The sequence below is a fragment of the Streptomyces sp. NBC_00273 genome (assembly GCF_036178145.1).
GTDB lineage: Bacteria > Actinomycetota > Actinomycetes > Streptomycetales > Streptomycetaceae > Streptomyces.
The window spans coordinates 7,007,310-7,019,907 of the sequence record NZ_CP108067.1; the positions used below are offsets into that span (position 1 = coordinate 7,007,310).

Below are 12,598 nucleotides of genomic sequence, written 5' to 3' on the forward strand. Positions count from 1 at the left end.
AATTTCGCAGAGGGCCAACGTCGTCCCTCGGCTATGCACATATGCCACGACGACGACGGGAGAGCCGATGCGTTCCGCATCCACGCACTCCGCGACCGGCTCCAGCACCACCGCCTGGTCGCCCATGGACGGTCGCCCCGCCCAGCAGGGCATGTACGACCCGCGCAACGAGAAGGACGCCTGTGGCGTCGGATTCGTGGCGAACCTCACCGGCGAGGCCACCCACACACTCGTTGAGCAGGCCCTGACCGTATTGCGGAACCTCGAGCACCGCGGCGCGACCGGCTCCGAGCCGGACTCGGGCGACGGCGCCGGAATCCTCAGCCAGGTCCCCGACGCGTTCCTGCGCGAGGTGGCCGGCTTCGAGCTCCCCGAGGCCGGCGGCTACGCCGTCGGCATCGCCTTCCTCCCCGCCGACGGCACCGCACAGGCCGTCGCCGTGGAGCAGATCGAGGCCATCGCCGCCGAGGAGAACCTCACGGTCCTCGGCTGGCGCGAGGTCCCGGTCACCCCGGACCTCCTCGGCAACGGCGCCCGCGCCACCATGCCGGCCTTCTCGCAGCTCTTCGTTTCCAACGGGACGACGGGCATCGAGCTGGACCGCAAGGCCTTCGTGCTGCGCAAGCGCGCCGAGCGCGAGGCCGGCGTCTACTTCCCGTCGCTCTCCGCCCGCACCATCGTCTACAAGGGCATGCTGACCACCGGACAGCTGGAGCCCTTCTTCCCGGACCTCTCCGACCGCCGCTTCGCCTCGGCCGTCGCCCTGGTCCACTCGCGCTTCTCCACGAACACCTTCCCGTCGTGGCCGCTCGCCCACCCGTACCGCTTCGTCGCGCACAACGGCGAGATCAACACGGTCAAGGGCAACCGCAACTGGATGAAGGCCCGCGAGTCCCAGCTGGCCTCCGAAGCCTTCGGCGACGGCGTGCTGGACCGGATCTTCCCGATCTGCACCCCGGACGCCTCCGACTCGGCCTCCTTCGACGAGGTCCTGGAGCTGCTCCACCTCGGCGGCCGCTCCCTCCCGCACAGCGTGCTGATGATGATCCCGGAGGCGTGGGAGAACCACACCTCCATGGACCCGGCCCGCCGCGCGTTCTACCAGTACCACTCCACGATGATGGAGCCCTGGGACGGCCCGGCCTGCGTCACCTTCACCGACGGCACCCAGGTCGGCGCGGTCCTGGACCGCAACGGCCTGCGCCCCGGCCGCTACTGGGTCACCGACGACGGCCTCGTCGTCCTCGGCTCCGAGGTCGGCGTGCTCGACATCGACCCGGCCAAGGTCGTCCGCAAGGGCCGCCTGCAGCCCGGCAAGATGTTCCTCGTCGACACCGCCCAGAAGCGGATCATCGAGGACGACGAGATCAAGAACGAGCTGGCCGCCGCCGCCCCCTACGCGGAGTGGCTGGAGACCGGCGAGATCGAGCTGTCGGACCTGCCCGAGCGCGAGCACATCGTGCACACCCACGCCTCGGTCACCCGCCGCCAGCAGACCTTCGGCTACACCGAGGAAGAGCTGCGCGTCATCCTCGCGCCCATGGCCCGTACCGGCGGCGAGCCGCTCGGCTCCATGGGTACGGACTCTCCGATCGCGGCCCTGTCCGAGCGCCCCCGGCTGCTCTTCGACTACTTCACCCAGCTGTTCGCGCAGGTCACCAACCCGCCGCTGGACGCCATCCGCGAGGAGCTCGTCACCTCGCTGCTCTCCTCGATCGGCCCGCAGTCCAACCTGCTGGAGCCGACCGCCGCGTCCTGTCGCAGCGTCACCCTGACGTTCCCGGTGATCGACAACGACGAGCTGGCCAAGCTCATCCACATCAACGCCGACGGCGACATGCCCGGCATGAAGGCCGCCACGCTCTCCGGCCTCTACCGGGTCTCCGGCGGCGGCGAGGCCCTGGCCGCCCGCATCGAGGAGATCCGCGCCGAGGCCGACGCGGCCATCGCCAACGGCGCCCGCCTCATCGTCCTCTCGGACCGCCACTCGGACGCCGAGCACGCGCCGATCCCGTCGCTGCTGCTCACCTCCGCCGTGCACCACCACCTCATCGCCACCAAGCAGCGCACCCAGGTGGGTCTGCTGGTCGAGGCCGGTGACGTCCGCGAGGTCCACCACGTCGCCCTGCTCATCGGCTACGGCGCCGCCGCAGTCAACCCGTACCTGGCCATGGAGTCCGTCGAGGACCTGCTGCGCGCCGGTACCTTCCTGTCCGGCCTGGAGCCGGAGCAGGCCATCAAGAACCTGATCTACGCGCTCGGCAAGGGCGTCCTGAAGGTCATGTCCAAGATGGGCATCTCCACCGTCGCCTCCTACCGCGGCGCCCAGGTCTTCGAGGCCGTCGGCCTGAACGACGGGTTCGTCGAGACCTACTTCAACGGCACCGCCACCAAGATCGGCGGCGCCGGCCTGGACGTCATCGCCAAGGAGGTGGCCGCGCGCCACGCCAAGGCGTACCCCGTCTCCGGCATCGCGGCCACGCACCGCGCGCTGGAGATCGGCGGCGAGTACCAGTGGCGCCGCGAGGGCGAGCCGCACCTGTTCGACCCGGAGACGGTCTTCCGCCTCCAGCACGCCACCCGCAACCGCCGGTACGACATCTTCAAGCAGTACACGGCCCGGGTGAACGAGCAGTCCGAGCGCCTGATGACGCTCCGCGGCCTGTTCGGCTTCAGCTCCGACCGCGAAGCCATCTCCATCGACGAGGTCGAGTCGGTCGAGGACATCGTCAAGCGCTTCTCCACCGGCGCCATGTCGTACGGCTCCATCTCCAAGGAGGCGCACGAGACCCTCGCCATCGCCATGAACCAGTTGGGCGCCAAGTCCAACACCGGTGAGGGCGGCGAGGACCCGGACCGCCTGTACGACCCGGCGCGCCGCTCGTCCATCAAGCAGGTCGCCTCCGGCCGCTTCGGCGTGACGAGCGAGTACCTGGTCAACGCGGACGACATCCAGATCAAGATGGCGCAGGGCGCCAAGCCCGGCGAGGGCGGCCAGCTGCCCGGCCACAAGGTGTACCCGTGGGTCGCCAAGACCCGCCACTCCACCCCGGGCGTCGGCCTGATCTCCCCGCCGCCGCACCACGACATCTACTCCATCGAGGACCTGGCTCAGCTGATCCACGACCTCAAGAACGCCAACCCGGTCGCCCGCATCCACGTGAAGCTGGTCTCCGAGGTCGGCGTGGGTACGGTCGCCGCCGGTGTCTCCAAGGCCCACGCGGACGTCGTCCTCATCTCCGGCCACGACGGCGGAACGGGCGCCTCCCCGCTCACCTCGCTCAAGCACGCGGGCGGCCCCTGGGAGCTCGGCCTCGCCGAGACCCAGCAGACCCTGCTGCTCAACGGGCTGCGCGACCGGATCGTCGTCCAGACCGACGGCCAGCTCAAGACCGGCCGCGACGTGGTCATCGCCGCGCTGCTCGGCGCCGAGGAGTTCGGTTTCGCGACCGCGCCGCTCGTCGTCTCCGGCTGCATCATGATGCGCGTCTGCCACCTGGACACCTGCCCGGTCGGCATCGCCACCCAGAACCCGGTCCTGCGCGACCGCTTCTCCGGCAAGCCCGAGTTCGTCGTCAACTTCTTCGAGTACATCGCGGAGGAGGTGCGCGAGATCCTCGCCGAGCTGGGCTTCCGCACGATCGAGGAGGCCGTCGGCCACGCCGAGGTCCTCGACACCACCCAGGCCGTCACGCACTGGAAGGCGCAGGGTCTCGACCTGGAGCCGCTCTTCTACGTGCCGGAGCTGCCCGAGGGCGCGGTCCGCCACGCCCTGATCGAGCAGGACCACGGTCTGGAGAAGGCCCTCGACAACGAGCTGATCGAGCTCGCCGCCGACGCGCTGAACGCCGAGACCGCCGAGGCGGCCCAGCCGGTCCGCGCCCAGGTCGCGATCCGCAACATCAACCGGACCGTCGGCACGATGCTCGGCCACCACGTCACCAAGAAGTTCGGTGGCGCGGGCCTGCCCGACAACACCATCGACCTGACGTTCACCGGCAGCGCCGGCCAGTCCTTCGGCGCCTTCGTGCCGAAGGGCGTCACCCTCCGCCTGGAGGGCGACGCCAACGACTACGTCGGCAAGGGCCTCTCCGGCGGCCGCATCGTGGTCCGCCCGGACCGCGCCGCCGACCACCTCGCCGAGTACTCCACGATCGCGGGCAACACGATCGGCTACGGAGCCACCGGTGGCGAGATGTTCCTGCGCGGCCGCACCGGCGAGCGCTTCTGCGTCCGCAACTCGGGCGCGCTGGTCGTCTCGGAGGGCGTGGGCGACCACGGCTGCGAGTACATGACCGGTGGCCGGGCGGTCGTCCTGGGCGAGACGGGCCGCAACTTCGCGGCCGGCATGTCGGGCGGCGTCGCGTACGTCATCGACCTCGACCCGCACAACGTCAACGTCGGCAACGCGGGCGCCGTCGAGGCCCTGTCCGACACCGACAAGCAGTGGCTGCACGATGTGGTGCGCCGCCACGAGGAGGAGACCGGCTCGACCGTGGCCGCGAAGCTCCTGGCTGACTGGTCCGTCGCGGTGGACCGCTTCAGCAAGATCATCCCCACCACGTACAAGGCAGTGCTCGCCGCCAAGGACGCCGCTGAGCTCGCCGGACTCTCGGAATCCGAGACCACGGAGAAGATGATGGAGGCGGCGACCCATGGCTGACCCGAAGGGCTTCCTCACCACCCCGCGCGAGACCGCCTGTACCCGTCCCGTCGCCGACCGGCTGAAGGACTGGAACGAGGTCTACGTCCCGGGCTCGCTGCTGCCGATCATCAGCAAGCAGGCCGGCCGCTGCATGGACTGCGGCATCCCGTTCTGCCACAACGGGTGCCCGCTCGGGAACCTGATCCCGGAGTGGAACGACTTCTCGTACCGCGAGGACTGGACCGCAGCGTCGGAGCGCCTGCACGCGACGAACAACTTCCCGGAGTTCACCGGGCGGCTGTGCCCGGCCCCCTGCGAGTCGGCGTGCGTGCTCGGCATCAACCAGCCGGCCGTGACCATCAAGAACGTCGAAGTCTCGATCATCGACAAGGCGTGGGACAACGGCGACGTCACCCCGCAGGCCCCGGAACGGCTGTCCGGCAAGACGGCCGCCGTCATCGGCTCGGGCCCGGCGGGTCTCGCCGCCGCCCAGCAGCTGACCCGGGCCGGCCACACCGTGGTCGTGTACGAGCGCGCGGACCGCATCGGCGGCCTGCTGCGCTACGGCATCCCCGAGTTCAAGATGGAGAAGGTGCACATCAACCGCCGCATCGAGCAGATGCGCGCGGAGGGCACCAAGTTCCGCACCGGCATCGAGGTCGGCCGCGACATCACCGCCACCGACCTGCGCAAGCGGTTCGACGCGGTGGTCATCGCCGCGGGCGCGACCGTCTCCCGCGACCTGCCGGTCCCGGGCCGCGAGCTGAACGGCATCCACTTCGCGATGGAGTACCTGCCGCTCGCCAACAAGGTCCAGGAGGGCGACTTCATGGCGCCCCCCATCACAGCCGAGGGCAAGCACGTGATCGTCATCGGCGGCGGCGACACCGGCGCGGACTGCGTGGGCACCGCCCACCGCCAGGGCGCGGCCTCGGTCACGCAGCTGGAGATCATGCCCAAGCCGGGCGAGGACCGAAACGCCAACCAGCCCTGGCCGACCTTCCCGATGCTCTACAAGGTCACCTCGGCCCACGAGGAGGGCGGCGAGCGGGTCTACTCCGTCTCCACCACCCACTTCGAGGGCGACGAGGACGGCAACGTCCAGGCCCTCCACCTGGTCGAGGTCGCCTTCGAGGACGGCAAGCTCGTCCAGAAGCCCGGCACCGAGCGCGTCCTCCCCGCGCAGCTGGTCACCCTGGCGATGGGCTTCACGGGCACCGACCAGGCGAACGGCCTGACCCAGCAGTTCGGCCTGGAGATGGACGCCCGCGGCAACATCGACCGCGACGCCTCCTACGCGACCAACGTGGACGGCGTCTTCGTCGCCGGCGACGCGGGCCGCGGCCAGTCGCTCATCGTCTGGGCCATCGCGGAGGGCCGCTCGGCCGCCCGCGGCGTGGACCGCTTCCTGACCGGCAGCAGCGCCCTCCCGTACCCGGTCAAGCCGACGGACCGCTCGCTGACGGTGTAGTACCGGAAGCACCCCGCCCCGCGAAGGGGCGGGACCCCTCATACGGTCCGCACAATGACGTGTGGAGCTCCCGACACAGCGCCCGCCACGTCCCCGACCAGGGGTGGCGGGCGCTGTGGCGTGTTCGGGGCTACTCGGGCTGGACGACCGTGGCGCCCCAGCGGGTGGACGGGGTCGAGGCGGTCACCCAGGCCCCGAAGCCGCCCTGGAGGCCGGCGCCGAGGGGGACGGTGACGCGCGCCGGGTCGGTCTCGGGGCAGTCGACCGTGAAGGGGGCCGGGTCGCGGTCCGGGTGCTCGTCGAGGTGGAAGGCCACCTCTATGCTGCCGCCGCCCGCGCAGCCGAAGGTGATGAACGTGTCCAGCCGGGACGAGAGGCCGCCCGTGACGAAGCCGCTGGAGCCGGCCTGCTCGGGTATCCAGATCAGCCCGTCGGGCCCCGGATAGCCGACGATCTCGCCCCCCGCCGAGGCCTGGGCCGTGCCGGCCGCAACCGTCAGCGTGAGTGCCGCGGCCAGTGCGGCGATCGCGGCGGCCTTGCCGCGCCCGTGTGCCTGCTTCATGTGGTCCCCCGTGGTGTCTTCGGTTCCGACTGACACCGATCACGTTAACCAGCGGCACTGACAGTGGCCTGTGGCGTTGGGTAGTCATATCAATCCGTTCCGAGGTTTCGCCGACTTGGTGGGGTCTACGCTTTTTCGCGGAACAAGGGCAGTGCGGAAGCGGGGAGTTGGCTCGTGGCCAAGCAGAAGGATCTGAACGGGGCGCAGACGCCGGAGGAGTTCGCCCGCGAGGAGCTGCGACGCCACCGAGAAGCGGCCGGGCTGAGCCAGGAAGGTCTGGGCGAACGGATCTTCACGAGCGGCACGTATGTCGGGCAGATGGAGTGCGGCACGCGGCGGCTCCGGCCGGAGATCGCGGAGCTGATCGACAAGGTGTTCGGCACCGGGGACTACTTCACTCGCCTGGCCAAGGCGTTCAAGTCCAAGCATGTCGAGTACTTCGCCGAGGCGGCCGAGCTGGAACGTTTGGCGACGGCCATCTTCGACTACGGTCCCACGTTGGTTCCCGGGCTGCTCCAGACAGCGGACTATGCGCGCGCCGTGATTCGGGCCGCTAGTCCCACCGGTCCGGCGGACCGTGTCGATTCCCTGATCGCGGCTCGCATGGAGCGTGCCCGAATTCTTGACGACCCAGATACCCCCGAATTGTGGGTTGTTCTGCATGAAGCCGTACTGCGTACGGCAGTCGGCGGGCACGCTGTGATGGCTGCCCAGCTGCGGCACGTCTCCTCCTGCGTTCGCGCGCATCGGATCACCGTCCAGGTGGTGCCATTTGCGGCGGGTGCCCACGGCGCTCTGGGGGCGTATGTGCGCATCATGCAGTTCGCCGATGCACCCGACGCGGCTTACACAGAGGGCCCGCACGCAGGACAGTTGCTCGACTGTCCGGCACTGGTTCGGCGTCACTGGAGGTCTTACGATCTTGCTAGGGCCGCCGCGCTGTCGCCGGAGGCATCCCTGGCCTTGATCGAGTCAGTGGCGGAGGAGCACGCAAGATGCGCGTAGACGTGAACGGCCTGTCCTGGCGGACGTCCTCCTACACCAATGGGGAGGGCGGCGAGTGTGTCGAGGTCTCCGACGACCTCCCCGGCGTCGTCCCCGTCCGCGACACCAAGCTTGCGGGCACCGGCCCGGTGCTGGTATTCCCGGCCGCCGCGTGGGCGCCGTTCATCCGGGCCGTGAAGGGTCGAGCTTGATCTCGTAGCGCAGCTGCTGGCGACCGGCCGGCATGAGCATCACGTCCGCCTGGACGGGGCGGTCCGCCGCGTCGTAGGTGGTGCGGGCCAGGCGGAGCACCGGTTCGCCCGCGCCGAGGCGCAGTTGCTCGCGCTCCTCGTCCAGCGGCATCGACGCCGTCACGTCCTCGACGACCCGGACCCCGATGTGCCCGAGGGCGGCCAGCAGCGTCACGGCGCCGCCGCGGATCTTCGCCGTGCCGGCCAGCGGGGTTCCCGCGGCGATGTCCGGCGGATAGTAGGTGTCCGTCAACTCCGTCGGCTCGCCATCGAGTTCGATGACCCTGCGGCGCACCACGACCGTACTTCCGGCCGCCAGGCCGAGCATGGCGGCGACGGCGGCGGGGGCTGCAGCTTCTCCCGCGTGCAGGATGCGCTGACTGCCCCGCCGCCCGGCCTCCGCGGCCTCCTCCGTCCAGGCGTCCGCCGCGCCGGGCGGGCGCGCGGTCAGATACGGCAGCGACTTACTGGTCCACTCCATGCCCGCCACGGTATGTGCGTTCCGGGCCGTACGGGGCGCCGTCGGCGAGGGCGGCGACCTCGCGGACGGCTGTGGCGACGGCCGGGGCGTCCCTCCTCAGGATCGCGCCGTGGTTGCTGGGCACCTTCGCGCTGAGCTGGATGTTCGGCTTGCGCGCGAACACCGGGTCGAGGCCCGCGCGGATGCGTTCCTGCTCGTCGCCCTTGCTCCCGAAGGACGTTCCCGAAGCCAGTACGTACCGCACCGGGACGGTGATGGCGTCCAGTACGGGGCCCAGTTCGCGCTCGCGGGCGAGCCGGCCGACCTCGATGTTGCTGGTCGCCATCTCGTCGGCGGTCATCCGCGGGGTCAGGCCCGTCGGACGCAGCAGTGGCATCAGCCAGCCCATCCGCTTGAAGAACGTGCGGATCCCCTGTTCCATCTCCTCGGTGAGCCAGTCGTACGGCTGCGCGCCGTCCACCAGGACCGCGCCCAGGGCGCGGTCCGGATTGCGGCTCGCCCAGTGGGCCCCGACGAACGCCCCGTAGGACCAGCCCACCACCAGCGCCCGGTCCACGCCCCTGGCCGCGAGTACGGCGTCGACGTCCCGGACGGCCGCCTCGAAGGAGTAGTCGGTCGAGCGCTTCGACTTCCTGCCGCGGGCCCGCTCGTCGTAGGTGATGTGCCGCCACCGGGGCCCCAGGTCGGCGATGACCCGCCGCCAGTACCCCTGGGTGGCGAAGTGGCCGTTGAGGTAGACCACGGGTGTGCCGGGGCCGCCGGTGTCGGTGGCGGCCAGGGCCGTGTCGTCGACCGGCACCATGCCGGTCCATAACGCCGTCATGCCGTGCCCCCGGCCGTGCCCCCGGCCGTGCCCCCGGCCGTGCCCCCGGCCGTGCCCCCGGCCGTGTCCCCGGCCGTGTCCCCGGCCGTGACTTCGGCCTCCTCGGCGCGGGCGAGGGCTTCCGTGAGTTGCTTCTTCGCGCGGGCGGGGACGTAGCCGCCCTCCGCGTAGTTCTGGGCGAACGCGTCGGCGAACTCCACCGGGTCCTCCCCGACGATCTCGCGCATCGGCGTGCCGTCCGCCGCGGCCTGCTCGAAGAGGTCGGCGAGGTCTTCGAACATCGACGCGTTGCTGTCGCCGTCGGTCGGCACGAAGTGCATCAGGTACCGCTCGATCGCCTCGACCGCCGCGCGCCGGCTCTCGGGGAGCTCCTTGACTCGCGCCTTGTACGCCCTCCAGCGCTTCTTCGGTCCGATCACCTTCGCGAGGAAACCGCTCTGCTCGTCCTCGGACATGGTTACTTACCCCCTTCGCGGAGCTGGTCCAGTCGTTCCGTGAGGAAGCTCCAGGTCCTCCAGAACTCTTCGAGGTACTCCCGCCCCTCGGCGTTGAGGGAGTACACCTTGCGCGGCGGCCCCTTCTCGGAAGGGACCTTCTCCACGTCGACGAGACCGCGCTTCTCGACCCTGATGAGCAGCGCGTAGACGGTCCCTTCGGCGATGTCGGAGAACCCCTGCTCCCGCAGCCATGCCGTGATCTCGTAGCCGTACGCGGGCCGGCCGGACAGGGTCGCGAGGACGATGCCCTCCAGCGTGCCCTTGAGCATTTCCGTCAGCAGCTTGGGCATGGAACACCTCCTCCCTGAGCTATTCGGTGTTGCTGAGTACCGGTACAACGTAACGCTGACTACTGGTACTTAGCAAGAACGAATAGCTCGAGGGTCGGGCAACTTCGCTCACTCGAAGGGCGGTTGACAGTCACCGCATATGCATAGTCCTATAGTGCTAGGAAGCTAGATGAATAGAGGAGGACAGTGATCGAGTTTCACCTCGATGCCCGGTCCGGCGTCGCTCCGTACATGCAGCTCGTCCACCAGGTGCGTCAGGCCCTGCGGCTCGGGCTGCTGTCCGAGGGGGACCGGCTGCCGACCGTCAAGGACGTCGCGGCCGGTGTGGCGATCAACCCGAACACCGTGCTCAAGGCCTACCGGGAGCTCGAGTACGAGGGCCTGGTCTCCAAGAAGCCCGGGGTCGGCACCTTCATCTCCGGCACGCTCAGCGACGACTCGCTCTCCGAGCACGAGCCGCTGCGCCGGGAGTTGCAGCAGTGGCTCGACAAGGCGCGGGCCGCCGGGCTGGGCGAGGAGAGCATCGAGGCCCTGTTCCTGAGCACCTTCCGAGCCCGCACCGGTACGGACCCGCACACCGAAGAGGAGAAATGACCGCAATACCCGCAGTATTGGAAGCCCGTGCGCTGGGCAAGCGGTACGGCCGCAAAGAGGCGCTGAGCGACTGCACCCTGAGCGTGCCGTCCGGGCGGGTCGTCGGCCTGGTCGGGCCCAACGGGGCCGGCAAGTCCACCCTGTTGCAGCTGGCCTGCGGGCTGATCGGCCCGACCTCCGGCACCATCGAGGTGCTCGGCGGCCGGCCCGCGTCCGGGCCCGAGCAGCTCGCCAAGGTCGGGTTCGTCGCCCAGGACACGCCCACCTACGCCGGACTGTCCATCGCCGACCACCTGAAGCTGGGCGCCCGGCTCAACCCGGGCTGGGACGCCCAGCTGGCGGGAGACCGGATCCGGCAGCTCGGCCTGGACCCCGCCCAGAAGGCGGGCAAGCTCTCCGGCGGCCAGCGCGCCCAGGTGGCCCTGACCCTCGCCGTCGCCAAACGGCCCGAGCTGCTGATCCTCGACGAGCCCGTCGCCGCCCTGGACCCGCTGGCCCGCCGGGAGTTCCTGCAGAGCCTGATGGAGGTCGTCGCCGAACACGGCACCACCGTCGTGCTCTCCTCGCACCTGGTGTCCGACCTGGAACGGGTCTGCGACCACCTGATCTCGCTGGTCGCCTCCCGGGTCCAGGTCGCGGGCGACGTCGACGACCTGCTCGCCACCCACTTCCGGCTCACCACCGCCCGCCGCGAGGCGGCCACCCTGCCCCCGGGCATGCAGGTCATCCAGGAGACCCGCACCGAGCGGCAGAGCACCTTCATCGTGCGCTCCGACAAGGCGGTCCAGGATCCCTCCTGGGTCCTGGAGCCGCTCAACCTGGAGGACCTCGTCCTCACCTACATGAGCCGGGCCACGGCCGGGCCCGGCCCCCGACCCACCCGGGAGAACCAGCGATGATCTGGCTGACCTGGCGCCAGTACCGCGTCCAGACCCTCGCCGCGCTCGCCGTCCTCGCCGCGATCGCGATATTCCTCGTCGTCACCGGCCTCCAGATGCGCGAGGTCTACGACAGCACCGTCGCCGGCTGCGGCAGCGACTGCGAACCGGCGAAGAACGCCCTCGTCGTCGAGTACCAGACCCTGACCTACTACGTCACGAGCCTGCTGCTCGCCACACCCGGCATCATCGGGATCTTCTGGGGCGCCCCGCTGATCGCCCGTGAACTGGAGACCGGCACCCACCGGCTCATCTGGAACCAGAGCATCTCCCGCGGCCGCTGGCTCCTGGTCAAGCTCGGGGCCGTCGGCCTGATCGCCGTCGCCGTCACCGGGGTGCTCAGCCTCCTGGTGACCTGGTGGGCCGGCCCCATCGACCGGGTCAACCTGGACCGGTTCACCGCCCTGATGTTCAGCGGCCGCGGGGTCGTCCCCCTCGGCTACGCGGCGTTCGCCTTCACCCTCGGCGCCTCGGCCGGACTCCTGATCCGGCGCACCGTACCCGCGATGGCCGCGACCCTCGCCGCCTTCCTCGCGGTGCAGATCTTCGTACCCTTCGCGATCCGCCCGCACTTCGTGGCGCCGGAACACACCGATGTCGCGCTCAGCTCCCTCGTCATGGCGCCGGTCGGCGGCGGCGAGGAGTCCGGTGCGATGAAGGACGGCTGGAACGCGAACCACATCCAGCTGAAGGGTTCCGGAAACGACGCCCACCTGCGGATCGGGGTGCTCAGGCCGGGCGTCTGGGTCGTGTCCGACCTCGGTGCGGTGCTCGACGCCTCCGGCAAGGAGGTCCGCGGTGCCGAGGGCTGCGCGGAGCCCAAGGCGGACCCCTTCGAATGCTTCGCCACCTCGAAGGGCCACATAGAGGTCGACTACCAGCCCGCCGACCGCTACTGGACCTTCCAGTGGATCGAGACCGGGATCTTCCTCGCGCTCTCCGGACTGCTGGCCGGGTTCTGCGCCTGGTGGCTGCGCCGCCGGGCGGCCTGACCGGCACGAGGAGGAACGGCACGAGGAGAACGGGGCGGCCGAAGCCAACGCAACTGGCTTCGGCCGCCCC

Annotated in this window: 12 protein-coding genes; 7 read left to right on the plus strand and 5 right to left on the minus strand. The window is 70.2% G+C overall.

Annotation, left to right across the window (positions count from 1 at the left end):
- Window positions 1-124 precede the first annotated feature (124 nt).
- On the plus strand, window positions 125-4,663 hold the full coding sequence (gene gltB, locus OG386_RS31210; RefSeq protein WP_328793429.1) for a glutamate synthase large subunit: 4,539 nt from the start codon (window positions 125-127) through the stop codon (window positions 4,661-4,663).
- Window positions 4,656-6,116: a glutamate synthase subunit beta gene (locus OG386_RS31215; protein WP_328790855.1), complete on the plus strand. Its 1,461-nt coding sequence runs from the start codon at window positions 4,656-4,658 to the stop codon at window positions 6,114-6,116. The genes gltB and OG386_RS31215 overlap by 8 nt, the downstream gene beginning before the upstream one ends.
- Window positions 6,117-6,246: 130 nt before the next feature.
- On the opposite strand, the gene OG386_RS31220 is transcribed toward OG386_RS31215, so the two are convergent.
- On the minus strand, window positions 6,247-6,678 hold the full coding sequence (locus OG386_RS31220; protein WP_328790856.1) for a hypothetical protein: 432 nt from the start codon (window positions 6,676-6,678) through the stop codon (window positions 6,247-6,249).
- Window positions 6,679-6,852: 174 nt separating this feature from the next.
- On the opposite strand from OG386_RS31220, the gene OG386_RS31225 reads away from it, so the two are divergent.
- Both OG386_RS31225 and OG386_RS31230 read left to right on the plus strand, forming a co-directional pair.
- Window positions 6,853-7,683, plus strand: coding sequence for a helix-turn-helix domain-containing protein (locus tag OG386_RS31225; RefSeq protein WP_328790857.1), 831 nt, complete (start codon window positions 6,853-6,855; stop codon window positions 7,681-7,683).
- A complete protein-coding gene (locus OG386_RS31230; RefSeq protein ID WP_328790858.1) occupies window positions 7,674-7,874 on the plus strand; it encodes a DUF397 domain-containing protein in 201 nt (66 codons plus the stop codon). The genes OG386_RS31225 and OG386_RS31230 overlap by 10 nt, the downstream gene beginning before the upstream one ends.
- Here the strand turns inward: OG386_RS31230 and OG386_RS31235 are convergent.
- The 4 genes from OG386_RS31235 to OG386_RS31250 are packed head-to-tail and all read right to left on the minus strand — an operon-like array spanning window position 7,846 to window position 10,004.
- Window positions 7,846-8,394, minus strand: a complete 549-nt coding sequence (locus OG386_RS31235; protein ID WP_384828826.1) for a GntR family transcriptional regulator — start codon at window positions 8,392-8,394, stop codon at window positions 7,846-7,848. The two genes, OG386_RS31230 and OG386_RS31235, sit on opposite strands and share 29 nt — an antisense overlap.
- Complete coding sequence (locus OG386_RS31240; RefSeq protein WP_328790860.1) at window positions 8,378-9,217, minus strand: alpha/beta fold hydrolase; 840 nt, start codon at window positions 9,215-9,217, stop codon at window positions 8,378-8,380. The genes OG386_RS31235 and OG386_RS31240 overlap by 17 nt, the downstream gene beginning before the upstream one ends.
- Window positions 9,214-9,672, minus strand: a complete 459-nt coding sequence (locus tag OG386_RS31245) for a DUF1048 domain-containing protein (RefSeq protein WP_328790862.1) — start codon at window positions 9,670-9,672, stop codon at window positions 9,214-9,216. Before OG386_RS31245 ends, OG386_RS31240 begins: the two co-directional genes overlap by 4 nt.
- Before the next feature lie 2 nt (window positions 9,673-9,674).
- The gene (locus OG386_RS31250; protein WP_266597700.1) at window positions 9,675-10,004 is read right to left on the minus strand and encodes a PadR family transcriptional regulator; all 330 of its coding nucleotides are present in this window, start codon (window positions 10,002-10,004) and stop codon (window positions 9,675-9,677) included.
- Window positions 10,005-10,190: 186 nt separating this feature from the next.
- Between OG386_RS31250 and OG386_RS31255 the strand changes: the two genes are divergently transcribed.
- From OG386_RS31255 to OG386_RS31265, 3 genes are read left to right on the plus strand one after another with little or no spacing between them, the layout of a single operon-like run.
- Window positions 10,191-10,598 carry a GntR family transcriptional regulator gene (locus OG386_RS31255; RefSeq protein WP_328790863.1) on the plus strand — a complete coding sequence of 136 codons (408 nt, stop codon included), beginning with the start codon at window positions 10,191-10,193 and terminating at the stop codon, window positions 10,596-10,598.
- 5 nt (window positions 10,599-10,603) lie between these two features.
- Window positions 10,604-11,497: an ABC transporter ATP-binding protein gene (locus OG386_RS31260; protein ID WP_328793430.1), complete on the plus strand. Its 894-nt coding sequence runs from the start codon at window positions 10,604-10,606 to the stop codon at window positions 11,495-11,497.
- Entirely contained in the window at window positions 11,494-12,528 is a 1,035-nt protein-coding gene (locus OG386_RS31265) for an ABC transporter permease (protein WP_328790865.1), read from the plus strand. The genes OG386_RS31260 and OG386_RS31265 overlap by 4 nt, the downstream gene beginning before the upstream one ends.
- Window positions 12,529-12,598 lie beyond the last annotated feature (70 nt).

Coding starts and splice junctions, on each gene's coding strand:
- gltB (WP_328793429.1), top strand. CDS start 125: ATGGACGGTCGCCCCGCCCAGCAGGGCATGTACGACCCGCGCAACGAG.
- OG386_RS31215 (WP_328790855.1), top strand. CDS start 4,656: ATGGCTGACCCGAAGGGCTTCCTCACCACCCCGCGCGAGACCGCCTGT.
- OG386_RS31220 (WP_328790856.1), bottom strand. CDS start 6,678: ATGAAGCAGGCACACGGGCGCGGCAAGGCCGCCGCGATCGCCGCACTG.
- OG386_RS31230 (WP_328790858.1), top strand. CDS start 7,674: ATGCGCGTAGACGTGAACGGCCTGTCCTGGCGGACGTCCTCCTACACC.
- OG386_RS31235 (WP_384828826.1), bottom strand. CDS start 8,394: ATGGAGTGGACCAGTAAGTCGCTGCCGTATCTGACCGCGCGCCCGCCC.
- OG386_RS31240 (WP_328790860.1), bottom strand. CDS start 9,217: ATGACGGCGTTATGGACCGGCATGGTGCCGGTCGACGACACGGCCCTG.
- OG386_RS31245 (WP_328790862.1), bottom strand. CDS start 9,672: ATGTCCGAGGACGAGCAGAGCGGTTTCCTCGCGAAGGTGATCGGACCG.
- OG386_RS31250 (WP_266597700.1), bottom strand. CDS start 10,004: ATGCCCAAGCTGCTGACGGAAATGCTCAAGGGCACGCTGGAGGGCATC.
- OG386_RS31265 (WP_328790865.1), top strand. CDS start 11,494: ATGATCTGGCTGACCTGGCGCCAGTACCGCGTCCAGACCCTCGCCGCG.